The sequence below is a fragment of the Flavobacterium sp. 40-81 genome (assembly GCF_001898245.1).
GTDB lineage: Bacteria > Bacteroidota > Bacteroidia > Flavobacteriales > Flavobacteriaceae > Flavobacterium > Flavobacterium inviolabile.
Window position 1 is genome coordinate 24493 of the sequence record NZ_MKTM01000010.1, and the last position, 19740, is coordinate 44232.

A 19740-nucleotide genomic window follows, 5' to 3' on the forward strand; every position below is an offset into this window, starting at 1 on the left:
GTAAAATTAAAACTTATCCAAAGCTTCCGCTATAATTTCATAAACTTTTTCCAGTTCTTCCGCTGAAATAACATACGGCGGCAAAATATAAACGATATTTCCTACAGGGCGCATAATAACCCCTTTTTCAATAAAAAAAGCATACAGCTTATTCCTGAAATCACCATAATAACTATCGGCATCATCTCTTATAAATTCCAGGGCAAAAATAACCCCCAGAATACGGGTTGTTTTTACTCTCGGGTGATTTTCAATACGCTTCTGAAAAGACAAATGCTGTTCATTAATTCTTTTAATGCCGCTCTTTACGGCTTCACTTTCCAATAATTCCAATCCGGCAAGGGCCGCAGCACATCCGGTAGGATTAGCTGTAAAAGTATGTCCGTGAAACAATGCTTTATTAACATCTTCATCATAAAAACCATCAAAAAGCGCTGCCGTAAAAGTCGTTAGTGCCATCGGGATCGTTCCTCCGGTAAGGGCTTTCGACAAACACATCATATCCGGCTGCTGTTGCAGGTAATCGCAGGCAAAGTTTTTACCGGTCTTTCCAAAACCGGTCATTACTTCATCAGCAATTGTAAACACGCCGTTTTCCTTACACAGTTTTATAAGCCGGTCCAGTTGTTCCGGTGCATACATCACCATTCCCGCCGCACCCTGAACCAAAGGTTCAAAGATAAATCCGGCAAATTCATTTGTAGCAATTAGTTTCGAGATGACCTCAAAACAACGGTCTTCATTGCCCGCTGTCGGAACCGGAATCCGTTCCACATGAATCATCGCACCCTGGAAAGCCTCGGTAAAAAAGGAAATCCCGCTGGCAGCCATCGCCGCAAAGGTATCGCCGTGAAACGCATTTTCGAAAGCGATGATTTTCGTTCTTTTTTCCCCTTTGTTATAGTAAAACTGCAAGGCTACTTTTATCGCTACTTCAACCGCGGTCGAACCGTTATCGGAGAAAAATATTTTCTGTTGATTATCCGGAAGCAGCTTCATTAACTTCTCCGCAAGCACTATGGCAGGTTCGTGTGTAAATCCGCCAAACAAAACATGTTCTAAGGTTGTAAGCTGTCTGTAAATAGCATCTGCAATATGAGTATTCGAATGCCCGTATGGATTTACCCACCAGGAAGCAATGGCATCAATGTATTCTTTACCATTTTCATCCCATAATAAAGTTCCTTTTCCTTTCGTTATTGCTATATGAGGTTGTGCTGTTTTATGCTGAGTATAAGGATGCCAAAGGTGTTTTTCATCCGCTTTTTGCAAATAATTATTTTCCACTTAATCGTTTTTAAAGTTAGAAATCCGGTAGTACAAAGATAAAAACAGATGCTCTTCTATTTTTCCAAACAAAAAAACTTTAACATTAAACCATTTATCTTTTTATTTGTCTAAAAATAGAACCTAATCAAAACAAAATTATGAAAACGACTATTAAACTATTAGCTATTACTGCTTTTATGGCTATTTCCTGTAATAGCGATTCCGACGTTACCAACAACAACGGAAACAATCAGGATACCTCTATTAGCGCAGATGTAAAAGCGCAGATCATAGAAGAAGATGTAGACGGAATAAAAGAAGAAGTACTTTCCGCGAACGGTTATTATGCTTCCAAAAACGAATTGCAGCTTCCTCCGTCAAACTGCAGAACAATAACACAGGAAACCTTAACAGACGGCGGTAAGAAATTCAAAGTTGATTATGGCACCGGCTGTATTGACACACAAGGAAATAACCGGACAGGCATTATTTATATCGTGGTTCACAACAACACGACTACCGGCATAATCAATGCGGCTATAACTTTTGACAATTACTACATCAACAGCAATAAAGTGGAAGGCACTATTGATGTTACAAGACAAGTCATCGATAACATCCCTACGCATACAAGAAATACCGATATCAGTATTATCCAGCCTGCAAACGGAGGAACCATTCACAGAACCGGTGACTTCACGATTGAAAAAATTGCCGGGGCATCAACACCTTTGGTTTTCACAGACGATGTTTTCAGTATTGACGGAACGGCTACTACTACAATGGCTAACGGAACACTACTGCAAATGGAAATTACAGAACCGCTAATCAGAGACTTAAGCTGTGGCAATATTACAAAAGGGAAAAAGACCCTGGTAAGAAACTTGCAGACCTACATTCTTAACTATGGCAGCGGTGCCTGCGACAACGTTGCTATTCTTACATTACCGGACGGAACACAGTTAACAATCAATATCTAATAAAAAAGGCTCCTTAAAAAGAGCCTTTTTTTTATTATTTCAATTCCAGTAAAGCATCCCGGAATGCCTCTGCATATTCCTTAACCACATTTTTATCAAAATACGGTTCTTCATCAATACGACCGATACAGTTAATTCCGGTGCGGTTTAAAATAAGCGATTCCGTATCGGTATTTTCAGCCCCGTTAAAAATAATTCCGGCTACTTTCAGTCCTTTAGCTTTTAAAGCTTCTATCGTCAGCAAAGTATGATTGATACTTCCCAGATAATGACGCGACACCACGATTACTTTATAGTCCGGCCGGATCAAATCGATAATACTATCGTTATCATTCAGCGGAACAAAAATACCGCCGGCACCTTCAATAACCAGATGATTCTTGGTTTTAGGCTCTTTTATCGTTGCCATATCAATCGTTAGCCCGTCAATTTTCGCTGCAAGATGCGGACTCGCCGGAGTATTCAAAGCATACGCATTGTCAAAAATATGCGTTTTGGAATTGGATATTTTATCCTTAATCTTATGACTGTCGGAGTTATCCAGATCACCGGCCTGTACCGGTTTCCAGTAATCCGCTTCCAACGCTTCGGTTAGTATGGCTGAAGCAATTGTTTTCCCTACATCAGTCCCGATACCTGTTACAAATAGTTTCATCATTTTTTAAATTCAAAATTACAATTATCGCATTTATATTTATACTTCGCATAAAAAGGCAAAATCAAAAAGAGCAGACTCAAAACAAACGAGAAAATCGATCTGGCATCGTCCACTACCGTTAACAGCTGCACTTTTTCTGCCCCGCAATTCGGGCATTTAATCAGCGCTCCTTCATTCGTCATCGAATATTTACTAATCTCCGACAGGATTTCTTCGGCTGCCGCAAAGTCCTCTTCTCTGACAAACAGTTTTACACCGCCTACAGCATTACTAACGAGCGGATCGGTATCAATCGTAAAATTATCCCGCATAAAAACTGCAATTCCTTCCGATTCCAGCCTGCCTTTATAGATGATTGCTTCCGATGAATACTGAAAGCTTGCTATTTTTCTAAACAACGGTTTTTCACCCATTATACTAAATCCTTTAAAATTCTTAAAACATCCGAAATTTCTTCTTTCGAATTATAACTGTGAATGCAAAAGCGCAAACGCTCCTGCCCTTCCGGAACGGTTGGCGACAAAATGGCCTTAACATCAAATCCTCTTTGTTCAAATTGCTTTGCTATCGATTTAACCCGTTCATTCCCAGGAATAACCGCCGACTGAATCGCCGATTTACTCCGGATAAACAAGGGTTTTAAGCTCTGTAAATTCTTTTCCTGATTGAAATGAATAATATTCTCTTTCAGCTTTTCAGGCAAAGCCGTTTCTTCATTCAGCTTGCCATAAGCAATCCCGATTGTCGCCACGGCATGCGGAGACAAGGCTGTCGTGTAAATAAAGCTTCGGGAAAAATTCACCAGGTATTCCTGCAGCTTTTTACAGCCCAGCACAACGGCTCCATGGCAGCCCAGTCCTTTCCCGAAAGTCATGATCCGGGCAAAAACCCTTTCGTGCAAATCCAGAAACTGGACCAACCCTGCCCCATTGGCTCCAAAAACGCCTAAGGCATGAGCTTCATCGATTACTAAATAACAATTATATTGTTCCGCAAGCAGTACCATTTGTTCCAATTCCGGCGAATCGCCATCCATCGAAAAAACACTTTCCGTTACGATATAAATAGTCGGTTGGTTTTCCTGAAACCGAATGATCAGCCGTTCCAGGTCTTCCAGGTCGTTATGCCTGAATTTATAAGCCCTGGCATTCGAAAGCTGTATCCCGTCCCGGATGGAAGCATGACTCAGTTCATCAAATAAAATGATGTCTCCTCTTTGCGGCACACTACTCAAAAAACCAACATTGGCATCATAGCCGGAATTAAACAGCAAAGCACTTTCCGCTTTATGGAATGCGGCAATTTGCTGTTCCACTTCTTCACAAAGGATATGGTTTCCGGAAAGCAATCGCGATCCGGTTGCTCCGTTTGCCATGATGTTCCTGCCCGTTAAAAACTGATGTACTTCCTGAAAAAGCACCGCTGATTTCGAAAATCCTAAATAATCATTCGATGAAAAATCAACCGGACAATGTTGCCCGGGCAGCTTTCGCAGTGAATTCGCTTCGGTTCTTAACTGCAGCCTGGCAGATAATGATGAGGGAAATGCTTTCATAAAGCAAAAGTAGGCATCTTTTTTTCTCCTTTTACAACTGCCGGCATTATAGACACACTTCCAGTAATCAGGTATACCGCAATATTTTATAAATCAGGACTAAAACAGTAAAATGCATTTTTTAATATAAAATTTACTTAATTTTGAAAACTATTTAACATTAAACCAAAAATAATAATGAAAAAACAACTACAACTAGCATTACTATTGCTTTTTTCATTTTCCGCAGGTTTTTCCCAGTCGAAAAATTTATGGAAAGCGGTAGACGGGAATCAGCTCGCCTCCAGCAAAAAAGTCAATCGTAGTTCTTTTCCAAGATCTTATGCTTTATACCAGCTGGATCTTACCACTTTAAAAAACAATTTAGCCGGAGCCCCGGTTAGGGGAGTCTTTCAGGGCAAATCCAATCTGATTATTGAATTGCCAAATGCGGACGGAATTCTGGAACATTACCGTGTGATGGAAACCCCGATCATGGAGCCGGCACTTGCCGCCAAATATCCGATGATAAAATCGTATGCTGCTCAGGGAATTGAAGATCCTACTGCGGTTGCCCGATTTTCGGTAACACAATTCGGACTGCACAGCATGACCATGTCCGGAGAAAAAAGTACGGTTTACATTGATCCGTACACAGAGGACAGACAACATTATATCGTGTACAGCCGACAATCCTTAAACAAGGAAAACGAAGACTTTACCTGTTTAACAGATGCGGGAATTAAACTGCCTTCTTTAACCAATGACAAAATTGTATCTCCGGAAAGCGCCCTTAATACAGACGACAAAAAGCTAAGAACTTACCGTTTAGCACAATCGTGTACTGCCGAATACGGAAACATATTTGCCGGAACCGGAACCGATGCTCAGAAGAAAGCAAATATCCAGGCACAGATGGCCATTACCATGACCCGTGTGAACGGTGTTTATGAAAAAGATTTAGCGATTACTTTGGTATTCATTGCCAATAATGATTTACTGATCTATTTCGGAAGCACTACCAGCGACCCGTGGAACGGAGAATACAACGTTCAGACAGGGGTAACCATTGATGCCAATGTTGGCTTCGGAAGCTACGATATTGGCCACAACTTCAACACTTCCGGTGGTGGAAATGCGGGTTGTATCGGGTGTGTATGCAGCACCAATTCCAATCCAAACAGCGGAAACCACAAAGGAACCGGAATGACCGGAAGATCAAATCCAACAGGCGATGCTTTTGATATTGATTATGTTGCACATGAAATGGGACACCAGTTTGGAGGCTATCACGTGCAAAGTAGTTCAGGCTGCCGTTCCGGAAGCGGTTTAACGGAAGTAGAGCCGGGATCCGGTTCTTCGATCATGGGTTATGCCGGGATTTGCGCTGCCAATGTACAGGCGAACAGTGATGATTATTTTGCTTATGTGAACATCCGTGATATCTTAAACAATGTAAAATCCGGTGTGAGCTCCAGCTGTGCCCAAATAACGAATATCACCAACAATCCACCAACAGCAGATGCCGGAAGGGATTATGTAATTCCAAAATCTACCGCTTTTATGCTTACGGGTTCTGGAACAGATGCCGATGGCGATGCCCTGACCTATACCTGGGAGCAAAACGATCCTCAGAATCCAAATACTACGGCTGCCCCGACACCTACAAGAGCTAACGGACCAATGTTCCGTTCTGTTAAAGGAACCGGCTCACCGGTGCGTTACATGCCGAGCTTAAATACTGTTTTAGCCGGTAATACGGCAAATACATGGGAAGTATGCCCTTCTATAGGCAGAACCTTAAATTTCTCTTTAACGGTAAGAGACAATAAAGCAGGCGGCGGACAAACGGCTTCCGACCTGATGAAAGTTACCGTAAACGGAACAGCCGGACCATTCCTGGTTAGCGTCCCAAACACGAATGTTTCCTGGCAGGCCGGAACGAACCAGACAGTAACCTGGGATGTAGCCGGTACCACCGCCAACGGGGTAAATACGGCTTATGTTGACATTTATTTATCTACAAATGGCGGAACTTCTTTTCCTACATTATTAGCCAGCAAAGTTCCTAATGACGGTTCGGAAATAATAACCGTTCCGAATACTCCGGGAACACAAAACAGAATAATGGTTAAAGGATATGACAATATTTTCTACGATCTATCCAACACCAATTTCACGATTACCGCACCTGGCAGCACACATACAGCTGCTTTCAACGGGGTATCAGGAGAACAGAACAAAACGATCTGTACCGGCTCTAATATTGCCTACAGCATTGCATATACTGCTTTGGGTGGTTTCAGCGGAAGTACAACGTTTAGCGTAGCCGGAAATCCACCGGGAACAACGGTTGCCTTTTCACCGGCTTCAATAAATGCCAACGGAACCGTTACAATGACTGTGAGCAATACTACAGCAGCCACTCCGGGCTTCTATACCTTAGCTGTGACGGCTACTTCCGGAGCTACTACTAAGAATGTTAACTACTATCTGAATCTTTTAAATTCTAATTTTGGTACGATGACTCTGACCGCACCGGCTAATTTAGCTGTCGGACAAAACACGTCCCTGAATTTAACCTGGACAGCAAACAGCAATGCCACATCCTATGATGTACAGGTAGCTACCGATAATGCGTTCACGAACATTGTTAACACCGGAAACACAACTACTGCCAGCTATACCGTATCGGGATTAGCAGAAGCGACTAATTATTTCTGGAGAGTACAGCCTAAAAACGATGCCTGCATTGGTACTTACAGCAGTCCGTTCAGGTTTACAACCGGACAGATAACCTGTACTACAAACGCATCAGCAAACGTTCCTTTAACGATCTCTACTACCGGCGCACCAACTATCAACTCCACCTTAAATATCCCTTCCGGGGGCGTTATTTCGGACGTAAACATTACGATGAATGTGACCCATACCTGGATTAATGATTTAACGGCAACTCTGATCAGTCCGACCGGAACACAGGTACAGTTATACAGCCGTCCGTGCAGCAATGCCGATATTCAAAACATCGTTGCTACTTTTGACGATGCCGGCACTACGGTTGTTTGCGGCACAAATCCGGGAATTTCCGGAACGGTTATGCCAACGCAGACACTATCTTCCTTTAATGGTCAGAATTCAACCGGTACATGGACCTTGCGGATTTCCGATGCCTTTAATGAAGACGGAGGTGTATTGAACAACTGGAGTTTAAACATTTGTACGATCAGCCCTCTTGGCACTACAGAAAGCAAATTAAACAACTTTGTGATCTATCCGAACCCGAACAATGGTTCTTTCCAGGTTCAGTTTAATCCGGATGCATCCAATACTATTGAAGTGCATGTTTTTGATATCAGCGGCCGCCAGATTTTCAAAAAAGACTTCCAGGGAACGAATCTTTTTAACGAGTCTATCAATTTACAAAATACACAATCGGGTATTTATCTGGTAACGGTTAAAAATGGTGATCGCCAGGAAACGCAAAAAATAATAATCAGATAATACAACTGCAAAAGGCTTTCTGTTACGAAAGCCTTTTGTTTTTTATTACACATAGCAACAAAAAAGCCCGGCAATTGCCGGGCTTTTCTATTCAGTATATCATTGTATTAGTCAGCTAAAACAATAACTTTATTATCATTCATTTCTACTGTTCCTGAATTAATCGGTAACCAATAGGTCTGCTCATTAATCTTGTTGAATTTACCTGCAAATTCTTTTGCAATTTTCAAACCAGAGCCAACGATTTTGATATTACCTTTTCCTAATAACGACACAATTGGCGCGTGGTTATTTAACATTTGGAACTCACCATTTACTCCCGGAACAGCTACAGAAGTAACTTCTCCTTTAAATAAAGTGGCTTCGGGTGAAACTATTTCTACAATCATAATCTTTTTAATTGGTAATTGATAATTCTCAATTGATAATCTTCAATTGAATGACTACGCTTCAGCTAACATTTTTTGTCCAGCTTCGATAGCATCTTCGATGGTACCTTTTAAGTTGAAAGCTGCTTCCGGTAAGTGATCTAACTCACCGTCAATAATCATGTTAAATCCTTTGATAGTATCTTTAATATCAACCAATACCCCCGGGATACCTGTAAACTGCTCCGCTACGTGGAAAGGTTGAGACAAGAAACGTTGTACACGACGTGCTCTTGATACAGCAAGTTTATCTTCTTCAGACAACTCTTCCATACCTAAGATCGCGATGATATCTTGTAATTGTTTGTATTTCTGTAAAATCTCTTTAACTCTTTGTGCACAGTTATAGTGATCGTTACCTAAAATTTGCGGTGTAAGGATACGGGAAGTAGAATCCAATGGATCTACTGCAGGATAAATACCTAACTCAGCAATTTTACGAGACAATACTGTTGTAGCATCTAAGTGGGCAAATGTTGTAGCAGGTGCCGGATCCGTTAAGTCATCCGCAGGAACGTAAACCGCCTGTACAGATGTAATAGATCCTTTTTTAGTTGAGGTAATACGCTCTTGCATCGCACCCATTTCTGTTGCTAATGTTGGCTGATACCCTACCGCTGATGGCATACGTCCTAATAACGCAGATACCTCAGAACCGGCTTGTGTAAAACGGAAGATATTATCAACGAAGAATAATACGTCTTTCCCCTGGCCTTCACCAGCTCCGTCACGGAAATATTCCGCAATGGATAATCCTGATAATGCCACACGTGCACGAGCTCCTGGCGGCTCATTCATCTGACCGAAAACGAAAGTAGCTTTAGACTCTCTCATTCCGGCTTTATCTACTTTAGATAAATCCCATCCTCCATTTTCCATAGAGTGCATGAAATCATCACCGTATTTAATAATTCCTGACTCTAACATCTCACGAAGTAAGTCATTTCCTTCACGTGTTCTTTCTCCTACTCCAGCGAATACAGAAAGACCTCCGTGACCTTTTGCAATATTGTTAATTAACTCCTGAATCAATACTGTTTTACCTACTCCGGCACCACCAAACAATCCAATTTTACCTCCTTTTGCATAAGGCTCGATCAAATCGATTACTTTGATACCTGTAAATAAAACTTCTGACGAAGTTGATAGATCTTCAAATTTTGGAGCCTGACGGTGAATTGGCAAACCATTCTCACCTTCTTTTGGCAAATCTCCAAGACCGTCAATAGCGTCTCCGATTACATTAAATAAACGTCCATAAATATCTTTCCCAATTGGCATTTGGATTGGAGCTCCAGAAGCCACAACTTCTTGACCTCTACTTAATCCATCTGTTGAATCCATTGAGATAGTACGAACTGTATCTTCACCAATGTGAGACTGTACTTCAAGTACTAATTTTGAACCATCTTTTTTAGTGATTTCTAATGAATCATAAATCTTTGGAAGTTCGGCATTTTGTGTGTTGAATACTACGTCAACCACTGGTCCGATAATCTGTGCAACTTTTCCTATTCCTTTAGACATTGCTTATGTATTTATTAAACAGCTATTTACGTTTCTTGAAAAAACCTCTTTTTTCAGAGCGCAAAGATAGTTTTTTATATGGTAATTTTGCAATATAATTTTTGAATTTTTATAATAAAAAAGCGGATTTCAAAAAAACCCGCCTTATTTATTTACTCTACAGTAACCGATTTCGCCAGATTCCTCGGCTGATCCACGTTACAATTACGCATTACTGCAATATGGTAAGACAATAACTGTAAAGGGATTGTCGCCAATATAGGCGTTAACGCTTCGGCAGTATCCGGAATCTCAATAATATGATCAGCCAGTTCCTTAACCTGAACGTCACCCTTGGTCACTACTGCTATAATTTTTCCGCTTCTTGCTTTAATCTCCTGGATATTACTCACTACTTTATCATAGTGATTTTGTTTCGGCGCAATAACCACAACCGGCATTTGCTCATCAATAAGCGCAATCGGTCCGTGTTTCATTTCTGCCGCCGGATAACCCTCAGCATGAATATAAGAAATTTCTTTTAATTTCAATGCACCTTCCAAAGCTACAGGGAAATTATACCCTCTACCCAAATAAAGACAATTTGGTGCATCTTTATAGATTCCCGCAATTGTTTTTGCGATTTCATTACTTCCTAATGCCTCTTCAACTTTTTCCGGAATCAATTCCAATTCCAGCAAATAACGCTGATAATCAGAATTATTCATTGTTCCTTTTGCTTTAGCCAGACGCAATGCGATTAAGGTTAAAATCGTGATTTGCGTGGTAAATGCTTTCGTAGAAGCCACCCCGATTTCCGGTCCGGCATGCGTATATGCTCCGGCATGTGTTTCACGGGAAATAGAAGACCCGACAACATTACACACTCCGAAAACAAAAGCTCCTTTTTCTTTTGCTAATTTAATAGCTGCCAAAGTATCTGCTGTTTCTCCGGATTGCGAAATAGCAATCACGACATCATTCGGATAGATAATCGGGTTTCTGTATCGGAATTCTGAAGCATATTCCACTTCAACAGGAATTCGTGCAAATTCTTCCAAAACATACTCGGCTACCAAACCGGCATGCCAAGAAGTACCACAGGCAATAATCAAAATTCGGTTAGCGTTCAGGAATTTCTCCAGATTATCCTCAACACCTGCCATTTGAATAATACCTTTATTAGCCAGTAAACGACCTCTGTAAGTATCTTTTATAACACTTGGCTGCTCATAAATTTCTTTTAACATAAAGTGATCGTAACCGCCTTTTTCAATCTGCTCCAAATTCATTTGAAGTTCCTGAATATAAGGATCCACTAAAGAGTCATCTTTAATTTTACGCACTTTCATCGGCTTGTTCAAACGAACAATAGCCATTTCTTCATCTTCCAAATAAATCGCATTCGTAGTATACTCAATAAACGGAGAAGCATCGGAAGCAATAAAGTATTCGTCTTCACCAATACCAATTGCCAACGGGCTACCCAAACGGGCTACTACAATTTCATTTGGCTTTTTCTTATCAAAAACAGCAATGGCATACGCCCCTACTACCTGATTCAAAGCTTTTTGTACGGCTTTACCCAGTTTCAGATTTTCCTGTTTCTGAACATCTTCAATAAGATTAATTAAAACCTCCGTATCCGTATCCGATTTAAAAACATAACCTCTCTTGATCAATTCTTTTTTAAGAGGCTCATAGTTCTCAATAATACCGTTGTGAATAATCACCAAATCACCTGAATTTGAAAGGTGAGGATGCGAATTCACATCGTTTGGAACACCATGGGTAGCCCAACGGGTGTGCCCCATACCAACAGTTCCGTTAGTTGTTATTTCTGTAGCCACTCTCGCCTCTAAATCGGAAACTTTTCCTTTTGTTTTAGAAAGCTTCAAATCTTCTCCATCCCACAAAACAACACCGGCACTATCGTAACCTCTGTATTCAAGTCTTTTAAGACCTTTAACGATCACAGGATAAGCTTCTCTGTGACCTATATAACCTACAATACCACACATAGTCTATTCTGGTTTAGTATAATAAATTTCTAATTTTAATCTTTTATCAGCATCAGTACTGCTTGTACCGTGCAACACTGTTCCCAACGGATTTACCACTGATGAAACCGGAAGGAATTTCACATTATAACTGTTGGAATGCAACGGATCAGTCATCACAAAAGGATTTCTGAAATAGGCACTCTTAACATTATTAATATCTTCCATAACAACCAATCCTACCCTAACATTCGTAGAATCCTTATTAATAAGATTGTTCACATACTGTGTTAATCGTATTTTATAACGGATGGCTTTCTTATCACCGGTCGTTTCTCTTTCAACCAATCCACCAAAAACAACTTTACTTCTTTTCGGAAGTGTTGTATTGGTAGTACCGTCATAATTATAATCCAACAGTACTTTATTGTTTTTCATATCATACAGATAAATACGCTCCGGTTCGTTTTTCACATTATGCATCGCTGTTTTATCCACATAGAAAGTCAGATTTGCTTCGTTAAGCAATATTTTTTTGCTTCTCAAATCATTCAACTCCGTATCATTAAACAAATCGATATAGGAAACCGAACCCTGCCCGCCTTTCAGATAAAGACGGTTACTACCCGACTCTGTTGGAAGACTATACGTATTATCCATAAAGTTAACCGTAGTTCCGGTTAAATTCAGAACCAGCGTTTTTCTTGTTCTGGCCGAAGAAGTAGTCGCAGAAGGATCTACTTTATAACGAATATTAATTTTGGCTTTCGAAAAATCAAGCATTGCCATAGCAGCTTCACCCGGAATTCCTTCAGCCTGGAAATACAATCCTCTGAAATACTCTTTAAAAACATTGTTATTCAACAACTTATCTGCCGGTGCATTTAAGATTTTTGTCTGGAAAAAGTTTTTATCCAGATCCAGCCACATACCCGGAGCAAATCGCTCTAAAATAACCCTGTTTGCAATATCGTCATTCGCTATTACCTGACCGGCTGAATTCAGATATTCACCCGCCGCATTCAGTTTATAAAGAATTGTTTCCTCTTTACTAAAATAGAACGCATCATTCTGATTCGCAGGACCATTATTCAAAACCTGTGTCCCTCTGTTACTTTCTACTAAATTTTTCTCATCCGAATAATACTTCTGAACATCATCGCCCCCACCGTTCGGATCGAACGTTCGCAACATATATTTCGATTCGTAAACCTTCAATTTAAACTTAGAATCCTCACCATAAACCGAATCCAATTCATAAAGACGCACGCCGTTTCCATCGGTTCCCGTTTGTTTGCTAAAATAAGGCACATAAACCCAAACAGAATCAATAACCGGATTATCTCCAATTGTAGGTGCTCCGGCAACTAACTGAACCTGCGACACAAAGTGGGCTTTTGTTTCCCCAAAAGCATCACTATTCATGACACCTAAAAGGTTTACAGGTAAATTATTGGTCTGAACCGGACCGGTTGCTTTATTGTAAGCTGTTAACGTCTGTCCGATATATTTGTCTATTGCAAAATTCTCTTCCCCTACCAGATCAGATCCTATAGTATTAAAATCTTTATCGCAGGAAAACAACAAAACTGCCGTTAACGATAAAAGCAACTTTTTCAACAATGAAATTCTATTCATATTTTATCAATCAATGATTATATAACTTGATTCTTATAGAAATTAGTATATGCCTCTGCAAATCCATCTTTCGGCACGAAAGGTAAAAAAGGTTTACCCGATGTTTCTATAAATTTTGTTAAACTTGGAGACAGGTCTTCCGACGCAACAATTACCGCATCCGAATGCATTATACTAACCTTCATAATATTCTCATAATCCGGCGTTTCCAATGTTGCAATAGCATCATTCGGAACCTGGTCAAAAGCCACTTTACTCATCATTTCCGGATCCAGCGTTCCGTCAAATGACTGCGAGTAAACAGATGTTACAATCTTAGTATCTGCAAAAAGCGCCTCGTCTTTATAATAGTGTTTCATATAAACCGGCAGCATTCCTGCCAACCAACCGTGAACATGGATGATATCCGGAACCCAGTTTAATTTCTTCACTGTTTCCACAACCCCTTTTGCAAAAAAGATCGAACGTTCGTCATTATCAGGATACAAAACACCGTCTTCATCCGAAAAGGTAGCTTTGCGTTTAAAATACTCGTCATTGTCAATGAAATAAACCTGGATACGCTCTTTTGGAATAGACGCCACTTTGATAATCAACGGCATGTCCATGTCATTCACGACTAAATTCATCCCCGACAAGCGGATAACTTCATGCAATTGGTGCCTACGTTCATTAATATTTCCGTAACGAGGCATAAAAATTCTAATCTGCCCGCCCTGATCATTAATCATTTTCGGCACGTCATACGACATTAAAGAAACCTCATTTTCAGCCAAATATGGCACCACCTCAGATGATACATACAATATCCTCTTATCATTCATTGCATTAAATTTTATTTATTGGATATAAAAAACATGCAAAATTACAAAATTTTATGCAGTTGTTTGACAAAATAGTAATTTTGCACCCAATTTAAATCTGAAGCAAATGTTTGTTTTTGCCAAAAAAGCTGATTTAGCGCATCATTTAGCACAAATCGGCAACACTAAAAAAACGGTAGGATTAGTTCCTACTATGGGTGCATTACATCAAGGTCACCTTTCCCTGTTAAGTAAATCCTGTTCCGAAAACGATATAACCGTCATCAGTATTTTTGTCAACCCAACACAGTTCAACAATCAGGAAGATCTGGAAAAATATCCGAGAACCATGGAACGGGACATCGAAAAAGTACGCTCTGTTTCAGAAAACATCCTGATTTTCTCCCCAACTGTAGAAGACATTTATGAAGGCAACACCCAATCTGTTGCGTTTAATTATGACGGTCTGGAATTTCAGATGGAAGGGGCACATCGTCCCGGGCATTTTGACGGAGTGGGAACAATTGTAAAAAAACTGTTTGAAATTGTAAAACCAACCAATGCTTATTTTGGAGAAAAAGACTTTCAGCAATTACAGATTGTCCGGAAACTGGTCAAAAAACACAAAATACCGGTAAACATAATCGGCTGTCCGATTCACCGTGAAGCAAGCGGCCTGGCGATGAGTTCCCGAAACGAACGCCTTAGTGAAGAAGCAAAAGAAGAAGCTTCCCTAATTTACAAAGTACTGTTAGACGCAAAGCAAAAATTCAGCACCAAATCGGCAAAAGAGGTAACTGATTTTGTCATACAAACCTTTGCAAAACACCCGGCTTTCACGCTGGAATACTTTGAAATAGCCGACGAAACAACACTGTTGACCTGTAAAAGAAAAAGCGTTGGCAAGAAATACCGCGGCTTTATTGCGGTTTTCATAAACAATATCAGATTGATTGATAATATTGCACTAAATTAATTAACTTTGCCCCATGCAAATTCAAGTTGTTAAATCCAAGATTCACCGTGTTAAGGTGACTGGAGCCGATTTAAATTACATCGGAAGTATTACGATTGACGAAGCTTTAATGGAAGCTTCAAATATTTTTGAAGGAGAGAAAGTCTCTATTGTGAACATCAATAACGGTGAACGTTTGGAAACGTATGCTATTCCGGGCCCGAGAAACAGCGGTGAAATCACGCTGAACGGACCGGCTGCCAGAAAAGTTCACAAAGGCGACATTATCATTATTATCTCTTACGGAATTATAAGTACAGACGAGGCTAAAACCTTTAAACCTTCCATTATTTTCCCTAACGAGAATGATAACTCCCTAACGTAATTCTTTTGAAAGAAAAATTTAAAAAGATAATCAGTATTGTACTCCCACTTTTGTTGGGAGTTTTTTTAGTGTATTACGCATACAACAAATTCACCCCGGAACAGCTGGAAGAAATGAAAGGCTATTTTAAAAATGCCAATTATAACTACATCCTGATCTCTACTTTTTTCTCACTGGTGAGTTTGATCGCAAGAGGATACCGCTGGCGATACAGCCTGGAACACATGGGCTATTTTTCGGCATTCAAAACCAACCTGTCTGCCGTTTGTATCGGTTACCTGATGAATTTAACCATACCCCGTTCCGGTGAAGTTTCCCGTGCACTGATTGTCAAAAAATACAATGCCGTTCCGTTCGATAAGGCATTTGGTTCCATCATAGCCGAAAGGGTGATCGATCTGGTCATCTTACTATCGTTGATGCTAACCGCATTACTGTTACAGTTTGACAACCTGAAAACCTTTTTAATCCAAAAAATCCCCATTCAGAAACTAACCGTTATCGGGATAAGCGGTGTTACCATTCTTATTGTAATCACGTTATTATTCCTGTATTCGAAATGGAAGCCTATCCTGATCATTAAAGAAAAAGTATCCGGACTGATTGAAGGTGTGCTGAGTGTTTTTCAAATGCCAAACAAATGGGCTTTTCTGTTTTACACGGCTGTTATCTGGATTGGTTATGTACTTACCTTCTATTTTGCCATTTTTGCTATTAAGGAAACCAGCGCCATCAGCTTTGGTGTGGTGGTAACCGCTTTTGTAGTGGGAAGCCTTGCTATTAGCTTTACAAATGGTGGTTTCGGCGCATTTCCGCTGTTGATTTCCGAAATATTATTATTGTATTCCGTGCCCGAAACAGCCGGAACCACATTCGGATGGATCCTGTGGGCATCACAAACCGGCCTGATCATTATCATGGGATTACTTGCCTTTTTGTTATTACCCCTTTTACACCGAAATAAATAATTTTTGTTATCTTGCTTCTCTATTCCAAACTACGAGAAACTACTAACAAACATGAAACAAAAACTTGCAATCTTAGTAACTTTTTTACTAACAAATTCTCTATTCTCACAAAAAACGGTCGAAGCTTTTCCATCGGAAAAACTTAACGAAACAAGAGAAATAACCATAATCACGCCCGATTCTTACGAGGGTAATAAGGATAAAAAATACCCGCTATTGGTTGTCCTGGACGGTGAATTTTTATTAAACCCTTTCTACGGTGTTTTTTCCTATGGAGCCTACTGGGATGATTTACCGGAAGTAATTATCGTTGCCATCAACCAGAATAAAAACAACGAACGGGAATACGACACTTCTTATGACGACGGCGGACTTCCCAATGAAAAAGGAGCCAAATTCTTCGAATTTATCGGTGCCGAATTAGTGCCCTATATCGAAAAAAAATACCGTGTAGCCCCTTTCCGCATGATTGCCGGATTAGACACGACTGCCGGGTTTTTAAACTTTTACCTGTACAAAGACAATCCGTTGTTTAATGCCTATATCTCGCTGAGCCCGGAACTTGCTCCCGAAATGGAAACCAGAATACCGGAGCGGTTAGGCGTTATTCAAAAACCGATTTTCTATTACCAGGCCACTTCCGATGCGGATTTAAAGAAGATCCAGACCAACATGAAAGCGCTGGATGAAAAAGCAAAAGCCCTGAACAATCCGAATTTAAAATACCGTTTTGACGAATTCAAAGGACTTTCCCACTATTCACTGGTAACCTTTGCTATTCCGAATGCTGCCTACCATATTTTCGACGGTTACCAGCCTATTTCCACCACGGAATTTCAGGAAAAAATTGCAAAAATGCCAACAGGCCACACGCAGTATTTAATTGACAAATACACCAATCTTGAAAAGAAACTGGGTTACAAACCTACTGTTCGTTTAAATGATTTTAAAGCCATTGAGGCCGCTATCTTAAAAAACAAAAACTACGAAGAGCTGCTAACGCTGGCCGAATTATCTAAAAAGAACTACCCGAAAAGCATGATCAGCGACTATGAAAAAGGCTTATACTACGAAAATACGGGCGATATGAAAAAAGCGCACAAAGCTTATATGAGTGCCTTTAACATGGAACCGATTGGTGATTTAACCAAAGACGGCATGCTGGAAAGAGCCGATGCTGTAAAAACAAGATAAACTACTAAAACAAGAGAATACCGGAATGGCTATCAAATTAAAAACGTCTTTCTTCTGCCAAAGTTGCGGCACCCAATACTCCAAATGGCAAGGCCAGTGCAATGCCTGTAAAGAGTGGAACACCATAGTGGAGGAAATCATACAAAAGGAAGAAAAAACAGCCTGGAAAGCCAGTTCCACGGAAGTAAAAAGAGCCTCCAAACCGCTAAAAATAAAAGAGATCGATTCGGCCGAAGAAATACGGATGGACACCACAGACGGCGAGCTGAACCGCGTTTTAGGCGGCGGTCTGGTTCCCGGCTCCCTGACCCTTTTGGGCGGAGAACCCGGAATCGGAAAAAGTACATTACTACTGCAGATCTCTTTAAAATTACCGTATAAAACATTATACGTTTCCGGCGAGGAAAGTCAGAAGCAGATCAAAATGCGCGCAGAACGTATCACCACGAACAGCGACAACTGCTATATCCTTACCGAAACCAAAACGCAGAATATCTTTAAACAAATTGAAGCCATTGAACCGGAAATCGTAATTATCGATTCCATTCAAACGCTGCACACCGATTATATAGAATCATCGGCGGGAAGTATTTCACAGATCAGGGAATGCACCGCCGAACTGATCAAATATGCCAAAGAAACCAATGTACCGGTTATCCTTATCGGGCATATTACCAAAGACGGAAACATTGCCGGGCCAAAGATACTGGAACACATGGTAGACACCGTTTTACAATTTGAAGGCGACAGAAACCATATTTACCGTATCCTGCGTTCGCTCAAAAACCGTTTCGGTTCCACAGCCGAACTGGGAATTTATGAAATGCAGGGAAGCGGATTACGGGAAGTCGCCAATCCGTCTGAAATTCTGATCTCCCACAAGGAAGAAGAACTTTCCGGAACGGCAATTGCCACCACACTGGAAGGCATGCGACCGTTAATGATCGAAATACAGGCTTTGGTTAGCACAGCTGTTTACGGAACGCCGCAGCGAAGTACTACCGGCTATAATGCCAAACGTTTAAACATGATCCTGGCGGTACTGGAAAAACGCGCCGGATTCCGTTTGGGCGCCAAAGACGTCTTCCTGAACGTTACCGGCGGAATTTCTGTAGACGATCCGGCTATTGACCTTGCTGTTGTGGCAGCAATCTTATCGTCTAACGAAGACATTCCGGTGGGCAAAGACTTTTGTTTTGCCGGCGAGGTAGGGCTATCCGGCGAAATACGTCCGGTGAACCGTGTCGATCAGCGTATTCAGGAAGCTGAAAAATTAGGATTTGCGACCATTTTTGTTTCCAAATACAACAAGGTAACGCTTAAGAATACTATTATCAACGTCAAATTGGTGTCTAAAATTGAAGATGTTGTCAGCGAGTTATTTGGTTAAGGATTAACACATGAACTCTTTAGCAGCCATACAACTCCGCATTGATGCACTTCATAAAGAAGGAGCCACAATTGCCGCTGCTCATTTTCTTTTGCGCGAATACGGCCTGGAAAACCCAAATTTCAAAGGCTTTGAACTGCGTGAAAAAGCCAGACCCGATTTTATACTGATGACAACCGAAGGTTCGTTTGGCGAACCGCAGCTCATACGGATTCCCGAAAACACTTTTGAATTTCCATTAGTCCTGATGCTCAATTTACTGGCACACGAAATGGTTCACGTACAGCAAAAGACCAAAGAAAACACGGTTACCGATAAAAACGAGCGCGAATGGCAGGCCTATTATGAAATGCTGTTCCACATCCTTTTCCCTCAGATTCCGGAATTATCGCCGTTTCACAAAAAATTCTTTGCCCGTAAAGCCCTGGAATATTATAACAGAATGGGCGAAAACTCCGCATTACAACTAAAGTACAGCAAACAGAAAAATGAAGTCGAACAGCTATTAGCTGCGTTAACCTGAAAAAC

General features: G+C 40.7%; 17 protein-coding genes. 8 read left to right on the forward strand and 9 right to left on the reverse strand.

Features of this window, described 5'->3' with window-relative positions:
* Positions 1-6 precede the first annotated feature (6 nt).
* A complete protein-coding gene (gene bioA / locus BGO42_RS03005) occupies positions 7-1287 on the reverse strand; it encodes an adenosylmethionine--8-amino-7-oxononanoate transaminase (protein ID WP_273246040.1) in 1281 nt (426 codons plus the stop codon).
* Positions 1288-1427: 140 nt separating this feature from the next.
* Between bioA and BGO42_RS03010 the strand changes: the two genes are divergently transcribed.
* Positions 1428-2249: a hypothetical protein gene (locus BGO42_RS03010; protein ID WP_177731268.1), complete on the forward strand. Its 822-nt coding sequence runs from the start codon at positions 1428-1430 to the stop codon at positions 2247-2249.
* A 34-nt stretch (positions 2250-2283) separates the two neighbouring features.
* Here BGO42_RS03010 and bioD read toward each other — a convergent pair whose 3' ends face one another.
* Genes bioD through BGO42_RS03025 form a run of 3 tightly spaced genes read right to left on the reverse strand, consistent with a single transcriptional unit; the run spans position 2284 to position 4462 of the window.
* Positions 2284-2904 carry a dethiobiotin synthase gene (gene bioD / locus BGO42_RS03015; RefSeq protein WP_273246053.1) on the reverse strand — a complete coding sequence of 207 codons (621 nt, stop codon included), beginning with the start codon at positions 2902-2904 and terminating at the stop codon, positions 2284-2286.
* The gene (locus tag BGO42_RS03020) at positions 2904-3305 is read right to left on the reverse strand and encodes a putative signal transducing protein (protein WP_286748649.1); all 402 of its coding nucleotides are present in this window, start codon (positions 3303-3305) and stop codon (positions 2904-2906) included. The genes bioD and BGO42_RS03020 overlap by 1 nt, the downstream gene beginning before the upstream one ends.
* A 14-nt stretch (positions 3306-3319) precedes the next feature.
* Positions 3320-4462 carry an aminotransferase class I/II-fold pyridoxal phosphate-dependent enzyme gene (locus tag BGO42_RS03025; protein WP_273246038.1) on the reverse strand — a complete coding sequence of 381 codons (1143 nt, stop codon included), beginning with the start codon at positions 4460-4462 and terminating at the stop codon, positions 3320-3322.
* Between the two features lie 177 nt (positions 4463-4639).
* Here BGO42_RS03025 and BGO42_RS03030 point away from each other — a divergent pair, with 177 nt between their 5' ends.
* On the forward strand, positions 4640-7945 hold the full coding sequence (locus BGO42_RS03030) for a zinc-dependent metalloprotease (RefSeq protein WP_273246037.1): 3306 nt from the start codon (positions 4640-4642) through the stop codon (positions 7943-7945).
* 107 nt (positions 7946-8052) lie between these two features.
* On the opposite strand, the gene BGO42_RS03035 is transcribed toward BGO42_RS03030, so the two are convergent.
* From BGO42_RS03035 to BGO42_RS03055, 5 genes are all read right to left on the reverse strand, one after another.
* Positions 8053-8334 carry a F0F1 ATP synthase subunit delta/epsilon gene (locus BGO42_RS03035; protein ID WP_177731260.1) on the reverse strand — a complete coding sequence of 94 codons (282 nt, stop codon included), beginning with the start codon at positions 8332-8334 and terminating at the stop codon, positions 8053-8055.
* Between the two features lie 54 nt (positions 8335-8388).
* Positions 8389-9900, reverse strand: a complete 1512-nt coding sequence (gene atpD, locus BGO42_RS03040; protein WP_177731258.1) for a F0F1 ATP synthase subunit beta — start codon at positions 9898-9900, stop codon at positions 8389-8391.
* Between the two features lie 152 nt (positions 9901-10052).
* Positions 10053-11900 (reverse strand): glutamine--fructose-6-phosphate transaminase (isomerizing), encoded by a 1848-nt coding sequence (glmS, locus tag BGO42_RS03045; protein WP_177731256.1) that lies wholly within the window; start codon positions 11898-11900, stop codon positions 10053-10055.
* Between the two features lie 3 nt (positions 11901-11903).
* Positions 11904-13517, reverse strand: coding sequence for a BamH family beta-barrel-assembly machinery protein (gene bamH / locus BGO42_RS03050; RefSeq protein ID WP_273246036.1), 1614 nt, complete (start codon positions 13515-13517; stop codon positions 11904-11906).
* A gap of 17 nt (positions 13518-13534) precedes the next feature.
* A complete protein-coding gene (locus BGO42_RS03055; RefSeq protein WP_177731248.1) occupies positions 13535-14341 on the reverse strand; it encodes a glycogen/starch synthase in 807 nt (268 codons plus the stop codon).
* 106 nt (positions 14342-14447) lie between these two features.
* Between BGO42_RS03055 and panC the strand changes: the two genes are divergently transcribed.
* Genes panC through BGO42_RS03085 form a run of 6 tightly spaced genes read left to right on the forward strand, consistent with a single transcriptional unit; the run spans position 14448 to position 19735 of the window.
* Positions 14448-15296, forward strand: coding sequence for a pantoate--beta-alanine ligase (gene panC, locus BGO42_RS03060; protein ID WP_273246034.1), 849 nt, complete (start codon positions 14448-14450; stop codon positions 15294-15296).
* A gap of 13 nt (positions 15297-15309) precedes the next feature.
* The gene (gene panD, locus BGO42_RS03065) at positions 15310-15660 is read left to right on the forward strand and encodes an aspartate 1-decarboxylase (protein ID WP_177731244.1); all 351 of its coding nucleotides are present in this window, start codon (positions 15310-15312) and stop codon (positions 15658-15660) included.
* Between the two features lie 5 nt (positions 15661-15665).
* On the forward strand, positions 15666-16628 hold the full coding sequence (locus tag BGO42_RS03070; protein ID WP_273246033.1) for a lysylphosphatidylglycerol synthase transmembrane domain-containing protein: 963 nt from the start codon (positions 15666-15668) through the stop codon (positions 16626-16628).
* Between the two features lie 51 nt (positions 16629-16679).
* Positions 16680-17822, forward strand: coding sequence for an alpha/beta hydrolase (locus tag BGO42_RS03075; protein WP_177731240.1), 1143 nt, complete (start codon positions 16680-16682; stop codon positions 17820-17822).
* A 25-nt stretch (positions 17823-17847) separates the two neighbouring features.
* Complete coding sequence (gene radA / locus BGO42_RS03080; protein ID WP_273246032.1) at positions 17848-19212, forward strand: DNA repair protein RadA; 1365 nt, start codon at positions 17848-17850, stop codon at positions 19210-19212.
* A gap of 10 nt (positions 19213-19222) precedes the next feature.
* Entirely contained in the window at positions 19223-19735 is a 513-nt protein-coding gene (locus BGO42_RS03085) for a hypothetical protein (protein WP_273246031.1), read from the forward strand.
* Positions 19736-19740 lie beyond the last annotated feature (5 nt).

Excerpts from the sequence above, each read along its gene's own strand:
- BGO42_RS03010 (WP_177731268.1), top strand. The coding sequence starts at position 1,428 with ATGAAAACGACTATTAAACTATTAGCTATTACTGCTTTTATGGCTATT.
- bioD (WP_273246053.1), bottom strand. The coding sequence starts at position 2,904 with ATGAAACTATTTGTAACAGGTATCGGGACTGATGTAGGGAAAACAATT.
- BGO42_RS03025 (WP_273246038.1), bottom strand. The coding sequence starts at position 4,462 with ATGAAAGCATTTCCCTCATCATTATCTGCCAGGCTGCAGTTAAGAACC.
- BGO42_RS03030 (WP_273246037.1), top strand. The coding sequence starts at position 4,640 with ATGAAAAAACAACTACAACTAGCATTACTATTGCTTTTTTCATTTTCC.
- BGO42_RS03035 (WP_177731260.1), bottom strand. The coding sequence starts at position 8,334 with ATGATTGTAGAAATAGTTTCACCCGAAGCCACTTTATTTAAAGGAGAA.
- atpD (WP_177731258.1), bottom strand. The coding sequence starts at position 9,900 with ATGTCTAAAGGAATAGGAAAAGTTGCACAGATTATCGGACCAGTGGTT.
- glmS (WP_177731256.1), bottom strand. The coding sequence starts at position 11,900 with ATGTGTGGTATTGTAGGTTATATAGGTCACAGAGAAGCTTATCCTGTG.
- bamH (WP_273246036.1), bottom strand. The coding sequence starts at position 13,517 with ATGAATAGAATTTCATTGTTGAAAAAGTTGCTTTTATCGTTAACGGCA.
- BGO42_RS03055 (WP_177731248.1), bottom strand. The coding sequence starts at position 14,341 with ATGAATGATAAGAGGATATTGTATGTATCATCTGAGGTGGTGCCATAT.
- panC (WP_273246034.1), top strand. The coding sequence starts at position 14,448 with ATGTTTGTTTTTGCCAAAAAAGCTGATTTAGCGCATCATTTAGCACAA.
- panD (WP_177731244.1), top strand. The coding sequence starts at position 15,310 with ATGCAAATTCAAGTTGTTAAATCCAAGATTCACCGTGTTAAGGTGACT.
- BGO42_RS03075 (WP_177731240.1), top strand. The coding sequence starts at position 16,680 with ATGAAACAAAAACTTGCAATCTTAGTAACTTTTTTACTAACAAATTCT.
- radA (WP_273246032.1), top strand. The coding sequence starts at position 17,848 with ATGGCTATCAAATTAAAAACGTCTTTCTTCTGCCAAAGTTGCGGCACC.
- BGO42_RS03085 (WP_273246031.1), top strand. The coding sequence starts at position 19,223 with ATGAACTCTTTAGCAGCCATACAACTCCGCATTGATGCACTTCATAAA.